Raw genomic sequence first — 13,238 nt, 5'->3', positions numbered from 1 at the left:
ATCGTTCGTTCGAACGAACGACAGGGAGGCGACGTGTTGGACGGGCTCGGATTGGCGGCGCAGGCCGAGCTGCTCGCCCTCGGTGAGCTGTCGGCCAAGGAGTTGGTGGAGCACTCCTTGGAGCGGATCGCCGCGCAGGAGGGGCTGGGGGCCTTCCGGGTGGTGCGGGCCGAGGCCGCGCGGGCGGAGGCGGCCGAGGCCGACCGGCGGCTGGCCGAGGGGGAACGGCTGCCACTGCTCGGGGTCCCGGTGGCGATCAAGGACGACACCGATCTGGCCGGGGAGACCACGCCGTTCGCGGTGCCCGGCGACCACCTGCCCAAGGAGCGGGACGCCGAGCAGGTCCGCAGGCTGCGGGCGGCCGGGGCGGTCATCGTGGGCAAGACCAGCACCTGCGAGATCGGGCTGTGGCCGTTCAGCGAGTCGCCGGGGTTCGGGTGCGCGCGCAACCCGTGGAATCCCGAGTACACGCCCGGCGGGTCCAGCGGTGGCTCGGCGGCGGCCGTGGCGGCGGGGATGGTGGCCGCGGCGGTGGGCTCGGACGGGGCGGGCTCGATCCGCATCCCGGCGGCGTGGACCGGGCTGGTGGGGATCAAGCCGCAGCGGGGGAGGGTGTCGGGGTACCCACACCGGGACGCCTTCCACGGGCTGACGGTGTGGGGGCCGCTGGCGCGCAGCGTGGCCGACGCGGCGCTGCTGCTGGACGTGCTGTCCGGCAGCCACCCCGAGGACGTCTACCAGTTGGACGCGCCGATCGGCTCGTTCGCCGAGGCGGCCCGCCGGGAGCCGGGACGGCTGCGGATCGCGGTGTCGTTCCGCACCGCGTTCGGGGTGACCGGCCGGGTCGATCCGGAGATCAGGCAGGCGGTGGAGCGGATCGCGCGGCGGCTGACCGAACTCGGGCACAAGGTCTTCCCGGCCGACCCCGACTATGGGCTGGTCGGGCTGGGGCTGGTCCCGCGCGGGACGGCGGGGGTGGCCGACTGGCTGGACTCGATCCCGGGGGCGGCCCCCGAGGCGCGCACCGAGGTGGAGGCCAGGATCGGCCGGGTGGTCGGCCGGCGGCTGCTGCCGCTGGCCCGGCGGATGGACCCGGCGCTGCAACGGCGGGCAGGGCGGATCTTCCAGGTGGCCGATGTGGTACTCACCCCGACCACCGCGCAGCCGCCGCCGAGGGTGAACGCCTACGAGGGGGCGAACTGGAACCGGACGCAGTCGGCCGCCGCGGCCGCCTGCCCGTACGCCTGGCCGTGGAACGTCCTGGGCTGGCCGGCGGTCGGCGTGCCGGCCGGGACGACCTCCGCCGGGCTGCCCATCGGCGCCCAACTGCTGGGGCACGACTCCGACGAGGCGCTGCTGATCTCCCTGGCCGCCCAACTGGAGGCGGTGGAGAGGTGGCACGAACGCCGCGCACCTGTTTCCATGGACCGGGTCGCGTAAGGAGCCACTCGGCGGAAGAGGGATGGCGTGGTCAGTGCCGCGTCAATGATCGGGATCGCCGTGGTCGCGCTGCAGAACCTGATCCTCGGCGGCACCCAGATCACCGTAGCGATGATCGGCAACACCCTGATCACCCTCACCGCCGGCGGGCTGGCGGTCTTCCTGGCCAGGCGGCCGGCGTGGACGCGGGCGCAGCGGGCGTTCATGGCGACGGTGCTGGGCGGGCCGGCGGTCAAGATGGCCACCGACCGCTCCCGCGCCGTCGCCGCCGCCCCCTAGCGGTCAGTAGCCCGCGCCGGTGAGCATCCCGCCGTCCACCAGGACCTCGCTGCCGGTGCAGTAGGCGGCGTCGTCGGAGGCCAGGAACGCCACCAGCCCGGACACCTCGCGGGTCCGCCCCATCCGGCCGAGCGGCAGCGCCTTCATGAAGGAGTCGGCGCTGTCGGCGGTGGCGGCGACCACGTCCGGGTCCATGACCATGGGGGTGAGGATGCCGCCGGGGTGGATGGAGTTGACCCGGATGTTGTGCTCGCCCAGTTCCCGCGCGGCGGCCTTGGTCAGGCCCCGCACGCCGAACTTGCTGGCGCTGTAGGCGGCCAGCCCGGCGGCCCCGATGAAGCCCTCGGTGGACGAGACGTTGACGATCGAGCCGCCGCCGGCCTCCTTCATGGCCTCGATGACCGCCTTGATGCCCAGCCACTGGCCGATCAGGTTGATCTCCAGGATGCGCCGGCACTCCTGCAGGCTCATGTCCTCGATGCGCTTGTGCTGGATGATCCCGGCGTTGTTGACCAGCACGTCGAGCTTGCCGTAGGCGGCCACGGCGGTCTCGACGGCGTTCTTCCAGTCCTCGGGCGAGGTGACGTCCATACGGACGAAGCGCACCGCCTCACCCAGTTCGCCGGCGAGCTCGGCGCCCTCCTGCTCCAGGATGTCGCCGAACACGACCGAGGCGCCCTCGGCGACGAACCGCCGGACATGCGATCTGCCCATCCCGCGCGCCCCGCCGGTGATGATCGCGACCTTGCCGTCGAGCTGCCCCATCAGGCTTTCCTCCTGCGTGTCCCGGTCGCCGCGACCGCCCCGAGGCGGCGGAGCGGCCCCCGGCCCGCCGTGCCACCGGGACGGGCCGGGCGATCCATCGCGATCAACCTAACGAACGCTTGGTTAACCGGCAAGATCCGTCCCGGTGGGCGGTCAGGCGCGCAGGGCCCGGCGGCCGAGCCGGTCGGCGTGGCGGGTGGTCTCCGGGAGCCGGTAATGAGGGCTGAGCGCCAGCGCATGGCGGCAGGCGGTGTCCAGGCCGATCCGGTGGCCCACCGACACGTAGACCGGGCGGACGTCGTCCTGGGTCCGTAGCACGCGGCCGACGACCTGCCCGTCATGCCGTAGGTCGGCGGCCGAGCCCCGCGCCCGGTCCGGCGGGTCGTAGGAGCCCAGCAGGTGGGTCTTGGCGACGCCCATGGACGGCAGGCCGGTGAGCACGCCCAGATGGCAGGCCAGTCCGAAGCGCCGGGGATGGGCCAGCCCGTGCCCGTCGCACACCAGCAGATCGGGCGTCACCGACAGCCTCTCCAACGCCTCGATCAGCGTCGGCAGCTCCCGGAAGGCGAACAGCCCCGGCACGTACGGGAACGCGGCCGTGCCGATGACGACCGACTCCTCGACCGGCTGCAGCGTCGCCATGTCCAGCACCACCACGGCGGCGGCCAGCCGGTCCGTGCCCTCCTCGTAGGACACGTCCAGCCCCGCCGCGGTGCGCGGCGCGGCCGGGCCGGGGCCGGTGAGGTCCAGCAGCGGGCGCAGCCGATCCTGGATGGTCTCGGCCTCGCCGGGTGTCGCGGGCCATGGGTGCAGTGCTCGTACCTCCACGGCCGCGTACGCTACCCGGCTCTCAGGCGAGGCTCTCAGCCGAGCGAGGCGTAGACGGCCTCCACCAGACGGTAGGCGCGCAGGTCGGCCGACAGTGCGCCGCCCATCAGATTGGGGATGTAGGCCATGGCGATCCCCGCCTCAAGGTCGCCCAGGCCGGTGGCGCCGCTCGCGCCGCTGTGCCCGAACGCGGTCTCCACCCCAGCGGGCGGCGTGAAGAACGACGCCGCGGGCCGCATGTACCCCAGCCCGAACGAGGTGTCCTCGACCATCACCCGGTCGGGGCCGTGGACCCGGCGCCGGAGCGCGTCGCGGAGGGTGTCGTGCTTGAGGACGCGCCCGGCGACCAGGTCGCGGTAGAAGCCGGCCAGTGCGGACGCCGTGGTCACCATGCCGGCGGCCGGCCAGCCGCCCGCCAGCACGACCGGGTTGTTGTAGCCGCCCTTGCCGGGATCGGGGTTGTTGGTCGCCCGGTTCAGCAGGCCGGCAGGGTCGGCGGCGGCCTGGGCGAGCCGTGCCAGGACGGCGCCGTCCTTGCGCACCGGCCGCGGGTCGTCGGCGCGGGGCCCGGGGTCCTGGGGCGCGGCGGACCGGCGCGCGGTCAGCCGGGCGGCCCGTTCGATCACCTCCGGCGGGGCGCCGAGCCACAGGTCCAACTCCCCGGCGAACTCGTCGCGGACGAACTCCCCGACCGATCGTCCGGCGTGCCGCCGGACGATCTCGCCCGCCAGCCAGCCGAAGGTCAGCGCGTGGTAGCCGTGCGCCTCGCCGGGGGTCCACTCCGGAGCCTGTCCGGCCAACAGGGCGGCCATGGCGGCCGGGTCGGCGGCCTCCTGCGCGCTCACCGGGCCGGCGAACGCGGGCAGCCCCGCCTGGTGCGACAGCAGATGCTCGGCCGTCACCCCCTCCTTGCCGTGCGCGCCGAACTCCGGCCACCAGTCCGTCACCGGCCCGGTCACGTCGTAGGCGCCGCGCTCGGCCAGCAGCAGCGCGGCCGTGGCGGTCACCGCCTTGGAGCACGAGAACGCCACGCACGGGGTGTCCGGCAGCCAGGCCCGGCCGGTCCGGTGGTCGGCCACGCCGCCCCACAGGTCGACGACCAGCCGGTCCCCGGCGTACACGGTCACGGCCGCGCCCACTTCGCGGCCCCGGGCGAAGGACTCCTCGAACCTGTCGCGCACCGCCTTGAACGCCGGGTCGCAGTGCCCCTGAACCGGGGTCTGATGGGTCGTCACGCGTGAGGTCCTTTCACTGAGGGTCTTCACTGCATGATGCTCGAATCAGAGAAGTGGAGTCGATGTGAGGCCGCCCATCGTGTACGCGTTCCAGGCGGTCCACCCTCCACGGCGGCTGGAAACCCGGGCGGCGCCAGAGGTGAGTCGTCCACCGCGGCGGCGCCGAGGGGCGGGCGGCATCAGGGCCGGAACCGCTGCGGCGGCCGCGCCCGGAAGGCCGTTAGGCTCGCCGGTGATGAGGAGACTGCTGATCGTGCATCACACCGCCTCGCCGAACCTGCAGGCGATGTTCGAGGCGGTCCGCTCCGGGGCGTCCACGGACGAGATCGAGGGCGTCGAGGTCGTCGCCCGCCCGGCGCTGACGGCGAGCGCGGTGGACGTCCTGGAGGCCGACGGGCTGGTGCTGGGCACCCCGGTCAACATCGGCTACATCTCGGGGGCGCTCAAGCACTTCTTCGACCAGATCTACTACCCCTGCCTGGAGGCGACCGTGCGCCGCCCGTACGTGGCGTACCTGCACGGCGGCAGCGACGCCACGGGCGCGCTGCGGGCGATCGAGACGATCACCACCGGGCTGGGCTGGCGGGCGGTGCGGCCGCCGCTGGTGGTGACCGGTGAGCCGGGCAAGGCCGATCTGGAGGACTGCTGGGAGTTGGGCGCGGTCGCCGCCGCCGAACTGGCCGGACTGGCCGGGTGAGGATCTCCGGTCGCCGGGAGTACTACGGTGACGGCATGAGTGGATTCCGTCATGTGGCGCTGTTCCGCTGGGTCGAGGGAACGACCGTCAGCCAGCAGGAGGAGGTGGCCGCCCGGCTCTCGCGACTGCCCGGCCGGATCCCGCAGATCAGGTCCTACAGCCTGGGGACCAACGCCGGGGTCACTCCGGGCGGCTACGACTTCGCCGTGGTGGCCGACTTCGCCGATCGCGCGGACTACCTGGTCTACCGGGACCATCCCGACCACCGCGCGGTGCTCGACGAGGTGATCAAGCCGCTGATCGGCGAGCGCGCCGCCATCCAGTACGACCTGTGAGGCCGGAGCCTACCGAGCAAGCGCTTGCCTATATATCCGTTCCGGGTTAGGTTCGGCTGCACGGGCGTCCTCAGGGTCCGCCCGGTGAACGCCGCCCGCCTGGATGGATCGCGCCCCATCCGTGGCGGGCGGCCCGCATACGGCGGCGGCCCGGCCGGCGGGATGCCCTCCCGCCGGCCGGGCCGCTGGGCGTGGTGTGCGCTCCGGGCGGTCAGTGGATGTTGATGCCGTCGAACATGACCTTGAGGTAGTGCTCGGCCAGGGTCTTGGGATCCAGCCCGCTGCCCGGCCGGTACCAGCGCACCGCCATCCAGATGGTGTCGCGGACCATCCGGTAGGTCAGGGTGGCGTCGATGTCGGCGCGGAACAGGCCCTGGCGCTGGCCCTGGCGGATCGTGCCGGCCCACATCTCCTCGATCTCGTCCTCCGCCTTGGTCAGGTAGGCGAAGCGCTCCATGCCGCGCAGATAGCTCCAGTCGTTCTGCATCACGGTGATCGCCGCGCGGTGCGGCTCCAGCGTGTCGAACGCGGCGCGCACCAGCGCGGCGATGGTCTCGCGCGGGCCCTGGCCGCGGTCGATGGCGGCCCGGTAGGAGGCCATGATTTCGTCGAAGAAGCCCGACAGGATCTCGTCCACGATCGACTCCTTGGAGTCGAAGTGGTGGTAGAGACTGCCGGACAGGATGCCGGCCTCGTCGGCGATGTTGCGGACCGTGGTGGCCTGGAAGCCCTTCTGGGCGAACAGTTCGGCGGCCAGCCGCACCAGGTGCTCACGCCGCTCCGACGCCATCCCCGGCGAGCCCCTGCCGCGCCGCCGCCCGTCGCCCCCGCCCGTCCCCCGGGCCTGCGACCGTCCGGAATCGGTGCTCGTCGTCTTCACCTCCCCAGTATGCCTGGCCCGCCCAACCGCTTGGTCAACCATCAGGTCAGGTCAGGTCGCGCGGGAGGCATTCCCGTCAGGTTACGGCACGACCAAGCGTTTGGCCGCCTCATGGGCCCGGCGGAACGCCGCGAACCCGCCGGTGGCAAGGTCCCGATCCGGCGCGACCGGGACGTGACACGATCTCCTCTGGCGCGCGGTACATGTGGTTCCGTACGGTTCGTCCTTATGGAGCAGCATGATGGAACGTTCCCGGAGATCGCGCCGTGGGCCTCGCCGGTGGCGCGGGCCCGGATCTCCCAGGTGGCGGCCGACCTCGGCGGGCTGTGGGCCGACCTCTCGGCGGGCGGTGTCGTGGACGCGGTCGAGGCCGCGTTGCACGGCCACGCCCGGCAGTTCGACGACGAGGGGATCGTGCTCTACGCCGGCACGAACGTGATGAGCGAGGCCGCCCGCCGGGTGGCCGAGGCCCCGGTGGGCGGACGGCCCAGCATGGGCTGGCCGGGGGAGAAGTACCAGGCCGGCCTCGACCGGCTGGACGTACTGGAGGTGCTCACCCCGGCGCTGATGGCCCGGCTGGTGGGCGCCCGGTTCGCCGAGGTGCGCAGCCACAGCGCCACCATGTCCAACCTGGCAGTCTACACCGCGCTGACCGAGCCGGGGGACACCATCGCGGTGCTGCCGGAGCGGGCGGGCGGCCACACCAGCCATCACGCCGTGGGCGCGCCGGGCGTACGCGGCCTGCGCGTGGTCGACCTGCCCTACGACGTGGACGCCTACGACGTGGACCTCGGTGCGCTGCCGGGCTTCCTGGAGCGCGAGCGGCCCCGGCTGGTGGTGATCGGGGCGAGCCTGCTGCTGTTCCCGCACCGGGTGGCGGCGATCGCCGAGGCGGTCTCGGCGGCCGGCGCCGTGCTGCTGTACGACGCCTCGCACATGGCCGGGCTGGTGGCGGCCGGGCGGTTCCAGCGTCCCCTCGCCGAAGGGGCCGACCTGCTGACGTTCTCCACCTACAAGTCGTTCGGCGGCCCGCCCGGCGGGGTGATCGCCACCGACGACGCGGCGCTGGCCGAGAAGGTGTCGGACGCGGTCTTCCCTGGGCTGACCGCCAACTACGACGCCGCCCGGCTGGCCCCGCTGGCCGTCACGGCGGCGGAGATCCTCGACGACGGCGGGACCTACGCCGACCGCTGCATCGCGGTGGCCCGTGACTTCGCCGCCGCGCTGAGCGAGGAGGGCTTCACCGTCGCGGGCCAGGGCCGGGGCTTCACCGACTCCCACCACGTGGCGGTGGACGTGGCCGCGCTGGGCGGCGGCCGGGCGGCGATGGCGCGGCTGGCCGAGGCCGGCGTCTACCTGAGCGCCATCGGGCTGCCCTGGCAGGCCGACGGCGAGCCGGACCGCGGGCTGCGGATCGGCACCCAGGAGGTGGTCCGGCGCGGCCTCGGCGAGCCGGAACTGCGGCAGGTCGCCGCGCTGATGGCCGACCTGCTGCTGCGCGACGCCGACCCCGCGACGATCCGCAAGGCCATCGCCCGGATCAGGGAGGAGGCGCGCCGCGCATAGGCTCGCCACCATGTGCGAGGTGATCCTGTTCGACCTGTACGGCGTGCTGGCCTGCGACCAGTCGGAGCGGGCCAAGCGCCATATCGAGGGGCTGGCGGGCGTCCCGGAGGGCTCGGCGGCCTTCTGGGACGCCTACTGGGCGTGCCGCCCGGCCTATGACGCGGGCCTGCCGGCCGGGGACTACTGGCGGGCGGTCGCCGGGCGGCTGGGCACCGCCTTCGGCGACGTGGCGGCACTGGTGGAGGCCGACCTGGAGAGCTGGAGCGAGGTCGACGAGACGATGGCCGCGCTGGTCGCCGAGCTGGCCGACCAAGGGCACAGGCTGGGGCTGCTGTCCAACATCGTCGCCGACCTGGTGACGGTGATGGAGGAGCGGCACGGCCGGCTGCTGAGCCGGTTCGACACGCTCACCTACTCCTGCCGGATCGGTGTGGCCAAACCCGACCCCCGCGCCTACCAGATCTGCGCGCGGCGGCTGGGCGTCGAGCCGTCCCGGGTGCTGTTCTTCGACGACAACGAGATGAACGTGCTGGCCGCCCGCCGGGTCGGCATGAGCGCCGAGGTGTTCACCTCGCCGGACCAGGTCCGCCGAGCCCTGGACGCCCGCTCTGCCTGAGCCGCAAACCGCCGCGGCGCGGGCTGAACCACCGCGCCGCCGCGTCCGTGCAGAGGGCAAGGGGCCGACGTGTCCACCCGGCCCGGCGCGGGGCCGGGCGGACACGTTCGACCACCGGAGACCCGGTCCCCCTCAGTCCCCCTTGCCCGGCGGAGACACCGGCAGCTCGCCGCCCGCCTCGGCGGCCTCGGCCAGGCGGGCGCGCAGGACGTGGACCAGGACCTCGCCCTGCTCGGCGAGCCGTTCGATGACGGGCAGCGCCAGGTCGTCGCGGACGGTCTCGGCGAGCAGCTCGTCGTACTCGTGCGCCCCTTCGGCCAGCTTCTCCAGCTGGCGGTGGGCGCGCAGCGCCTCGTCGGCGGCGCGGGCCCGCTCGGCGTAACGCTCCAGCGCCTCCACGCGCCGTGTCACGGCCCGCACCGAAAGCTCCAGCTTGTGGTGCAGCGGCCGCATCGCGGCGGCCACCTCGGGGATCGACCCGGCCGACTCGGCCAGCTCGTGCTGACGGCGGCGCAGCCGCGACTGCCGGGCCAGCGCCTGGGCGATCTCCCACTCCTGGCGCGGCAGGGTCACCGCGTTGTCCACCGGGTCCAGCATCCCCTCCCGGTTGACCTGCGACTCCTGGACGGCCGTCAGCGCCTGCTGCGCGCGGGCCAGCAGCGCCCGCCCGTCGTCGTCGAGGTCCTCCGGCACCAGGTAGCGGTCGCGGCGGCGGCTCAGCGCCCGGGCGCGCACCAGGTCGTCGACCATCCGCGCGCCGACCGCGCCGGTGATGCCCGCCGGTGCGGTGTACAGCAGCCACAGCGGGCCCAGCACCGCGGCGCCGCCCGCGAACAGCGCGACCACCAGCAGTGGGATCAGCCACGGCGGCGGCCGGCGGGCCGCCACGATGCCGTCCAGCTCGGCGCGCAGCGTCGGGTCGGCCACCGGCCTTGGCTCGGGGCCAGACCGCCGCTGCCCGGCGACGTGGCCGGGCGCCACCAGCCGCCAGTAGGTGCCCACCCGAGTCTCGAACGCGAAGTCGGTCGGTTCGATCTCGACCTCGGTGGGGCCCGCGGGCAGTGGCCAGGAGCCCACCGGGTCGTCGCCGTCCGGGCCGGTGAAGCGCACCCACCAGCCGCCCTTGCCGTCGTCACAGCGGTAACGGCCCGGCACGATGTCGATGCCGACGAAGAACGTGCCGGTCCCGGGGATGGTGTTGCTCCCGGCACCACTGGCCACCGGCGACCTCCGCCCAGGCTCTCGCGCGGTGTCCTCCAGGCGCCACAGGGAGACCGCCGGCACCGCGCGTCCCTCTCCGAACCCTCTACAGGACCGACGTCCCAAGAGGGTCAATAGTTGCCTACCCACATCCCGGTCCCGAAAGTCGGCGGAGACGCGGCCGATTCGCGGCGGAGCGGTGGAATACCCTCGGGTGGTGACCTTCCCTGATCCCTTCGACGATCCGCCGTGGGCGATGCAACTGGCCGTTCAGGTGGAGAAGGCCGCACCGCCCGTGCACGGCGCCGTCTGCGAGGCCGCCGCGATGGCGGTCGTACGACTGCTCACCGACCCCCGCAGCACCGAGCCGGAGGGGGAGTGGCACGCCAGGGTGCGGCGCTGGGAGTCGGGACGGATCCGCAAGGTGGCGCGGCGGGCCCGGGGCGTTCGCTGGCGGGAGGCACAGGAGCTGCCCGGCGTCACCGTCGACCACGACGGGGCGCGGGTGCGCGCGTTCGTTCCCGGGCCGGTGGACGAGGTGCCGCCGCAGCTGGCCAAGCTCCAGGTGGCAGGGCTCGACCTGGTCCGCGAGGAGTCCAAGCCGCCGCCCGAGCCGCCGTACGCGGCGCTCGCGCTCAACCCCGGCGTCACCATGAGCACTGGTAAGTCGGCGGCCCAGTCCGGGCACGCGGCTCAGTTGCTGCTGCGGCAGGGGTCCCGCCGGGACGTGGCGGCCTGGCTGGCGGCCGGGGCGCGCGTCCACCTTGCCGATGACGTGCCGTGGCGGGAGTGCGTGCGGCAGGCGACGGCGGTGGTGCGGGACGGTGGCTTCACCGAGGTCCCACCCGGCACGATGACCGCGATCGCCTGGCTGGTCACCGGCCGCCGTTGAGCGGGCCCTCGCCTTCCTCCCGCAGTACCCGGTCGGCGATGGCGAACGCGGAGTTGGCGGCGGGGACCCCGCAGTAGACCGCCGCCTGCAGCAGCACCTCCCCGATCTCCTCGGGGGTCAGTCCGTTGCGCAGGGCCGCCCGTACGTGCATGGCCAGCTCGTCGTGGTGGCCGTGGGCGACCAGGGCGGTCAGCGTGATGCAGCTGCGGGTTTTGCGGTCGAGGCCGGGACGGGTCCAGATCTCGCCCCAGGCGTACCGGGTGATGAAGTCCTGGAAGGGCGCGGTGAAGCCGGTGGTGCGGGCGACGGCCCGGTCCACGTGCGCGTCCCCGAGCACGGCGCGGCGCACGGCCATCCCGGCGGCGTGCCGCGAGCCGTCGTCGGAGCCGGCCGCCAGGTGACCCAGCAGGGCGGAGGTGACGGGCGCCGGGCGTTCCACCCCGGCCAGGTGCGCGGCCCCGGGCACCTCCACCAGGCCCGCGCCGGGGATGCCGTCGGCCAGTTCCCGGGCGTGGGCGGGCGGGGTGGCCTGGTCCTCGCGTCCGGCGATCACGAGGGTGGGGGCCGTGATCCGGTCCAGCGCGTCCCGCAGGTCGTAGCCCGCCAGTGCCTCACAGCAGGCGGCGTAGCCCTCCGGGTCGGCGGCGCGGATGTCGTCCACCAGGGAGCCGGCGACGAAACCCGGCGTGAACCAGCGGGCGGGGGCGGTGTCGGCGAGCGGGCCGGTGCCCTTCGCCCGCACCAGGGCCGCCCGCTCGTGCCAGCCCTCCGGCTCGCCGAACCGGGCAGAGGAGCACACCATTACCAAGGAGGAGATCCGGTCGGGGTGGTGCACCGCCAGCCACGCGCCGACGGCTCCGCCCAGGGAGATCCCGGCGTAGGCGAACCGGCCGACGCCCAGCGAGTCCGCCAGGTCGAGGACGAGCCGCCCCAGATCGGCGATGGTCGAGCCGGCCGGCAGCAGCGCGGCGGGCGAGCCGCCGTGGCCGGGAAGATCCCACCGGACGACCCGGCGGGCACGGGCCAGCGCAGGGACCTGCGGCTCCCACACAGCCAGCGACGTGCCCAGCGAAGGTCCCAGCAGAACCGGCGGACCCGACGCGGGCCCGTCGAGGCGATGGTTCAGCACGCCGGTCCCGTCATGCGAAGGCAAGGAAGACCGTCTCCTCGTTCGTCTCGTTCCCCTGCAGATAGATGTCGAAGCGGTATACCCCGTCCCGCTCGGGTGTGGCCAGCAGGGTGGCACGACGCTCCGGCTCCAGCGACGTCAGCAGCGGGTCGCCGGGGGCGTCCGCCAGGTACGCCCGGGTGTACAGGTGGTGGAGCAGGCCGCGGGCGAACACGCACACCGAGATGTACGGGGCGCCGCCCGGCGGCAGGGTCCGCAGCGCGTAGTGCCCGTCGGCGTCGGTCGGTACCCGGCCGAACCCGGTGAAGTCGAGTCCGTGGCGGCCGATCACCGTGCCGGTGACGGGGTCGCGGCGCAGCGAGCCCGGCGCCCCCGCCCGCGAGCCGTCCGGGGCGGCCTGCCAGAACTCCAGGATGGCGTCGGGGATCGGCTCTCCGGCCCCGTCGAGGACGTACCCGTGCAGGGTGACGGCCGCCGGGTCGCCCGTGGGGGCGATCTGGCCGCCCCCGGTGAACGGGAGCGCGTAGCCGTAGAACGGGCCGACGGTCTGCGACGGTGTGGGCAGGCCCATCAGCGGCCCTCCTCGATCCAGGTGGCGGCGGGGCCGTCCAGCACGATGTCCCAGCGGTAGCCCATGGACCACTCCGGCACCGACAGGTCGTGCACGTACTCGGCGACCATCCGCTGTCGCGCCGCGTCGTCGGTCACCGACTGCATGATCGGGTCGTAGCGGAACAGCGGATCGCCGGGGAAGTACATCTGGGTGATCAGCCGCTGGGTGAAGGCGGTGCCGAACAGCGAGAAGTGGATGTGCGCGGGCCGCCAGGCGTTGTCGTGATTGCGCCACGGGTAGGGGCCGGGCTTGATGGTGGTGAAGGCGTACCGGCCCTCGTCGTCGGTCAGGCAGCGGCCGACCCCGGTGAAGTTGGGGTCCAGCGGCGCCGGATGCTGGTCGCGCTGGTGGGCGTACCGGCCCGCGGCGTTGGCCTGCCAGATCTCCACCAGCTGGCCGCGCACCGGCCGGCCGGCCCGGTCCAGCACGCGTCCGGTGACGGTGATCCGCTCGCCCTGCGGCTCGCCGGAGTGCTGACGGGTCAGGTCGCTGTCCAGGTCGGTCACGTCGGTGACCCCGAACACCGGCCCGCTCAGCTCCACTGCCTCCGGGTCGCGTACCGTCACCAGCGGCCGCTTGGGGTGCCGCAGCACGCTGCTGCGGTAGGGCCGGTAGTCGCGGGCCGGGTGGTCGCTGCGCGGCCCGCCGTCGGCGACGGCCTTGGCGTAGGCGTCGCGGAGTTCGGCGATCTCGGCGCTGATGGTCTCTTGGGTCTCGGCCATGTGCGTTCGCCTAGTGAACTAGAGTTCATTTTCGTGGCCGA

General features: G+C 73.7%; 15 protein-coding genes. 7 read left to right on the top strand and 8 right to left on the bottom strand.

The features are described 5' to 3' along the window. Positions 1 to 33 precede the first annotated feature (33 nt). Both C4U03_RS18855 and C4U03_RS18850 read left to right on the top strand, forming a co-directional pair. Complete coding sequence (locus C4U03_RS18855) at positions 34 to 1,440, top strand: amidase (RefSeq protein WP_235017957.1); 1,407 nt, start codon at positions 34 to 36, stop codon at positions 1,438 to 1,440. Positions 1,441 to 1,467: 27 nt separating this feature from the next. Beyond that, positions 1,468 to 1,719 (top strand): hypothetical protein, encoded by a 252-nt coding sequence (locus tag C4U03_RS18850; RefSeq protein WP_160147036.1) that lies wholly within the window; start codon positions 1,468 to 1,470, stop codon positions 1,717 to 1,719. Positions 1,720 to 1,722: 3 nt separating this feature from the next. On the opposite strand, the gene C4U03_RS18845 is transcribed toward C4U03_RS18850, so the two are convergent. From C4U03_RS18845 to C4U03_RS18835, 3 genes are all read right to left on the bottom strand, one after another. Continuing rightward, positions 1,723 to 2,484 carry a glucose 1-dehydrogenase gene (locus C4U03_RS18845; protein ID WP_103939097.1) on the bottom strand — a complete coding sequence of 254 codons (762 nt, stop codon included), beginning with the start codon at positions 2,482 to 2,484 and terminating at the stop codon, positions 1,723 to 1,725. Between the two features lie 153 nt (positions 2,485 to 2,637). After that, complete coding sequence (gene nfi, locus C4U03_RS18840; protein WP_103939096.1) at positions 2,638 to 3,312, bottom strand: deoxyribonuclease V; 675 nt, start codon at positions 3,310 to 3,312, stop codon at positions 2,638 to 2,640. Between the two features lie 35 nt (positions 3,313 to 3,347). Next, entirely contained in the window at positions 3,348 to 4,547 is a 1,200-nt protein-coding gene (locus C4U03_RS18835) for a serine hydrolase domain-containing protein (protein ID WP_103939095.1), read from the bottom strand. Between the two features lie 235 nt (positions 4,548 to 4,782). Between C4U03_RS18835 and C4U03_RS18830 the strand changes: the two genes are divergently transcribed. Then, positions 4,783 to 5,244, top strand: a complete 462-nt coding sequence (locus C4U03_RS18830) for a flavodoxin family protein (protein WP_103939094.1) — start codon at positions 4,783 to 4,785, stop codon at positions 5,242 to 5,244. Positions 5,245 to 5,279: 35 nt separating this feature from the next. Next, positions 5,280 to 5,579 carry a Dabb family protein gene (locus C4U03_RS18825; protein ID WP_103939167.1) on the top strand — a complete coding sequence of 100 codons (300 nt, stop codon included), beginning with the start codon at positions 5,280 to 5,282 and terminating at the stop codon, positions 5,577 to 5,579. A 211-nt stretch (positions 5,580 to 5,790) separates the two neighbouring features. Here the strand turns inward: C4U03_RS18825 and C4U03_RS18820 are convergent, their stop codons facing one another. Further along, positions 5,791 to 6,459 (bottom strand): TetR/AcrR family transcriptional regulator, encoded by a 669-nt coding sequence (locus C4U03_RS18820; RefSeq protein ID WP_235017956.1) that lies wholly within the window; start codon positions 6,457 to 6,459, stop codon positions 5,791 to 5,793. 228 nt (positions 6,460 to 6,687) lie between these two features. Between C4U03_RS18820 and C4U03_RS18815 the strand changes: the two genes are divergently transcribed. Both C4U03_RS18815 and C4U03_RS18810 read left to right on the top strand, forming a co-directional pair. Further along, on the top strand, positions 6,688 to 8,025 hold the full coding sequence (locus C4U03_RS18815; protein WP_103939092.1) for a serine hydroxymethyltransferase: 1,338 nt from the start codon (positions 6,688 to 6,690) through the stop codon (positions 8,023 to 8,025). A 10-nt stretch (positions 8,026 to 8,035) separates the two neighbouring features. After that, positions 8,036 to 8,641, top strand: a complete 606-nt coding sequence (locus tag C4U03_RS18810; protein WP_103939091.1) for an HAD family hydrolase — start codon at positions 8,036 to 8,038, stop codon at positions 8,639 to 8,641. A 132-nt stretch (positions 8,642 to 8,773) separates the two neighbouring features. On the opposite strand, the gene C4U03_RS18805 is transcribed toward C4U03_RS18810, so the two are convergent. Next, on the bottom strand, positions 8,774 to 9,862 hold the full coding sequence (locus C4U03_RS18805; RefSeq protein ID WP_103939090.1) for a hypothetical protein: 1,089 nt from the start codon (positions 9,860 to 9,862) through the stop codon (positions 8,774 to 8,776). A gap of 196 nt (positions 9,863 to 10,058) precedes the next feature. Between C4U03_RS18805 and C4U03_RS18800 the strand changes: the two genes are divergently transcribed. Next, positions 10,059 to 10,733, top strand: coding sequence for an aminoacyl-tRNA hydrolase (locus C4U03_RS18800; RefSeq protein WP_235017955.1), 675 nt, complete (start codon positions 10,059 to 10,061; stop codon positions 10,731 to 10,733). On the opposite strand, the gene pcaDC is transcribed toward C4U03_RS18800, so the two are convergent. The 3 genes from pcaDC to pcaH are packed head-to-tail and all read right to left on the bottom strand — an operon-like array spanning position 10,717 to position 13,197. Beyond that, positions 10,717 to 11,886, bottom strand: coding sequence for a bifunctional 3-oxoadipate enol-lactonase/4-carboxymuconolactone decarboxylase PcaDC (gene pcaDC, locus C4U03_RS18795; RefSeq protein ID WP_103939089.1), 1,170 nt, complete (start codon positions 11,884 to 11,886; stop codon positions 10,717 to 10,719). The two genes, C4U03_RS18800 and pcaDC, sit on opposite strands and share 17 nt — an antisense overlap. Then, positions 11,873 to 12,433 (bottom strand): protocatechuate 3,4-dioxygenase subunit alpha, encoded by a 561-nt coding sequence (pcaG, locus tag C4U03_RS18790; protein ID WP_103939088.1) that lies wholly within the window; start codon positions 12,431 to 12,433, stop codon positions 11,873 to 11,875. The genes pcaDC and pcaG overlap by 14 nt, the downstream gene beginning before the upstream one ends. Next, positions 12,433 to 13,197 carry a protocatechuate 3,4-dioxygenase subunit beta gene (gene pcaH / locus C4U03_RS18785; protein ID WP_103939087.1) on the bottom strand — a complete coding sequence of 255 codons (765 nt, stop codon included), beginning with the start codon at positions 13,195 to 13,197 and terminating at the stop codon, positions 12,433 to 12,435. The genes pcaG and pcaH overlap by 1 nt, the downstream gene beginning before the upstream one ends. Between the last annotated feature and the right edge of the window lie 41 nt (positions 13,198 to 13,238).

Source organism: Thermomonospora echinospora, assembly GCF_900108175.1.
In the GTDB taxonomy this organism is placed as follows: domain Bacteria; phylum Actinomycetota; class Actinomycetes; order Streptosporangiales; family Streptosporangiaceae; genus Thermomonospora; species Thermomonospora echinospora.
The sequence above is the reverse complement of the archived record's forward strand: the minus strand, read 5'-3'. Positions and strand labels throughout refer to the sequence as shown.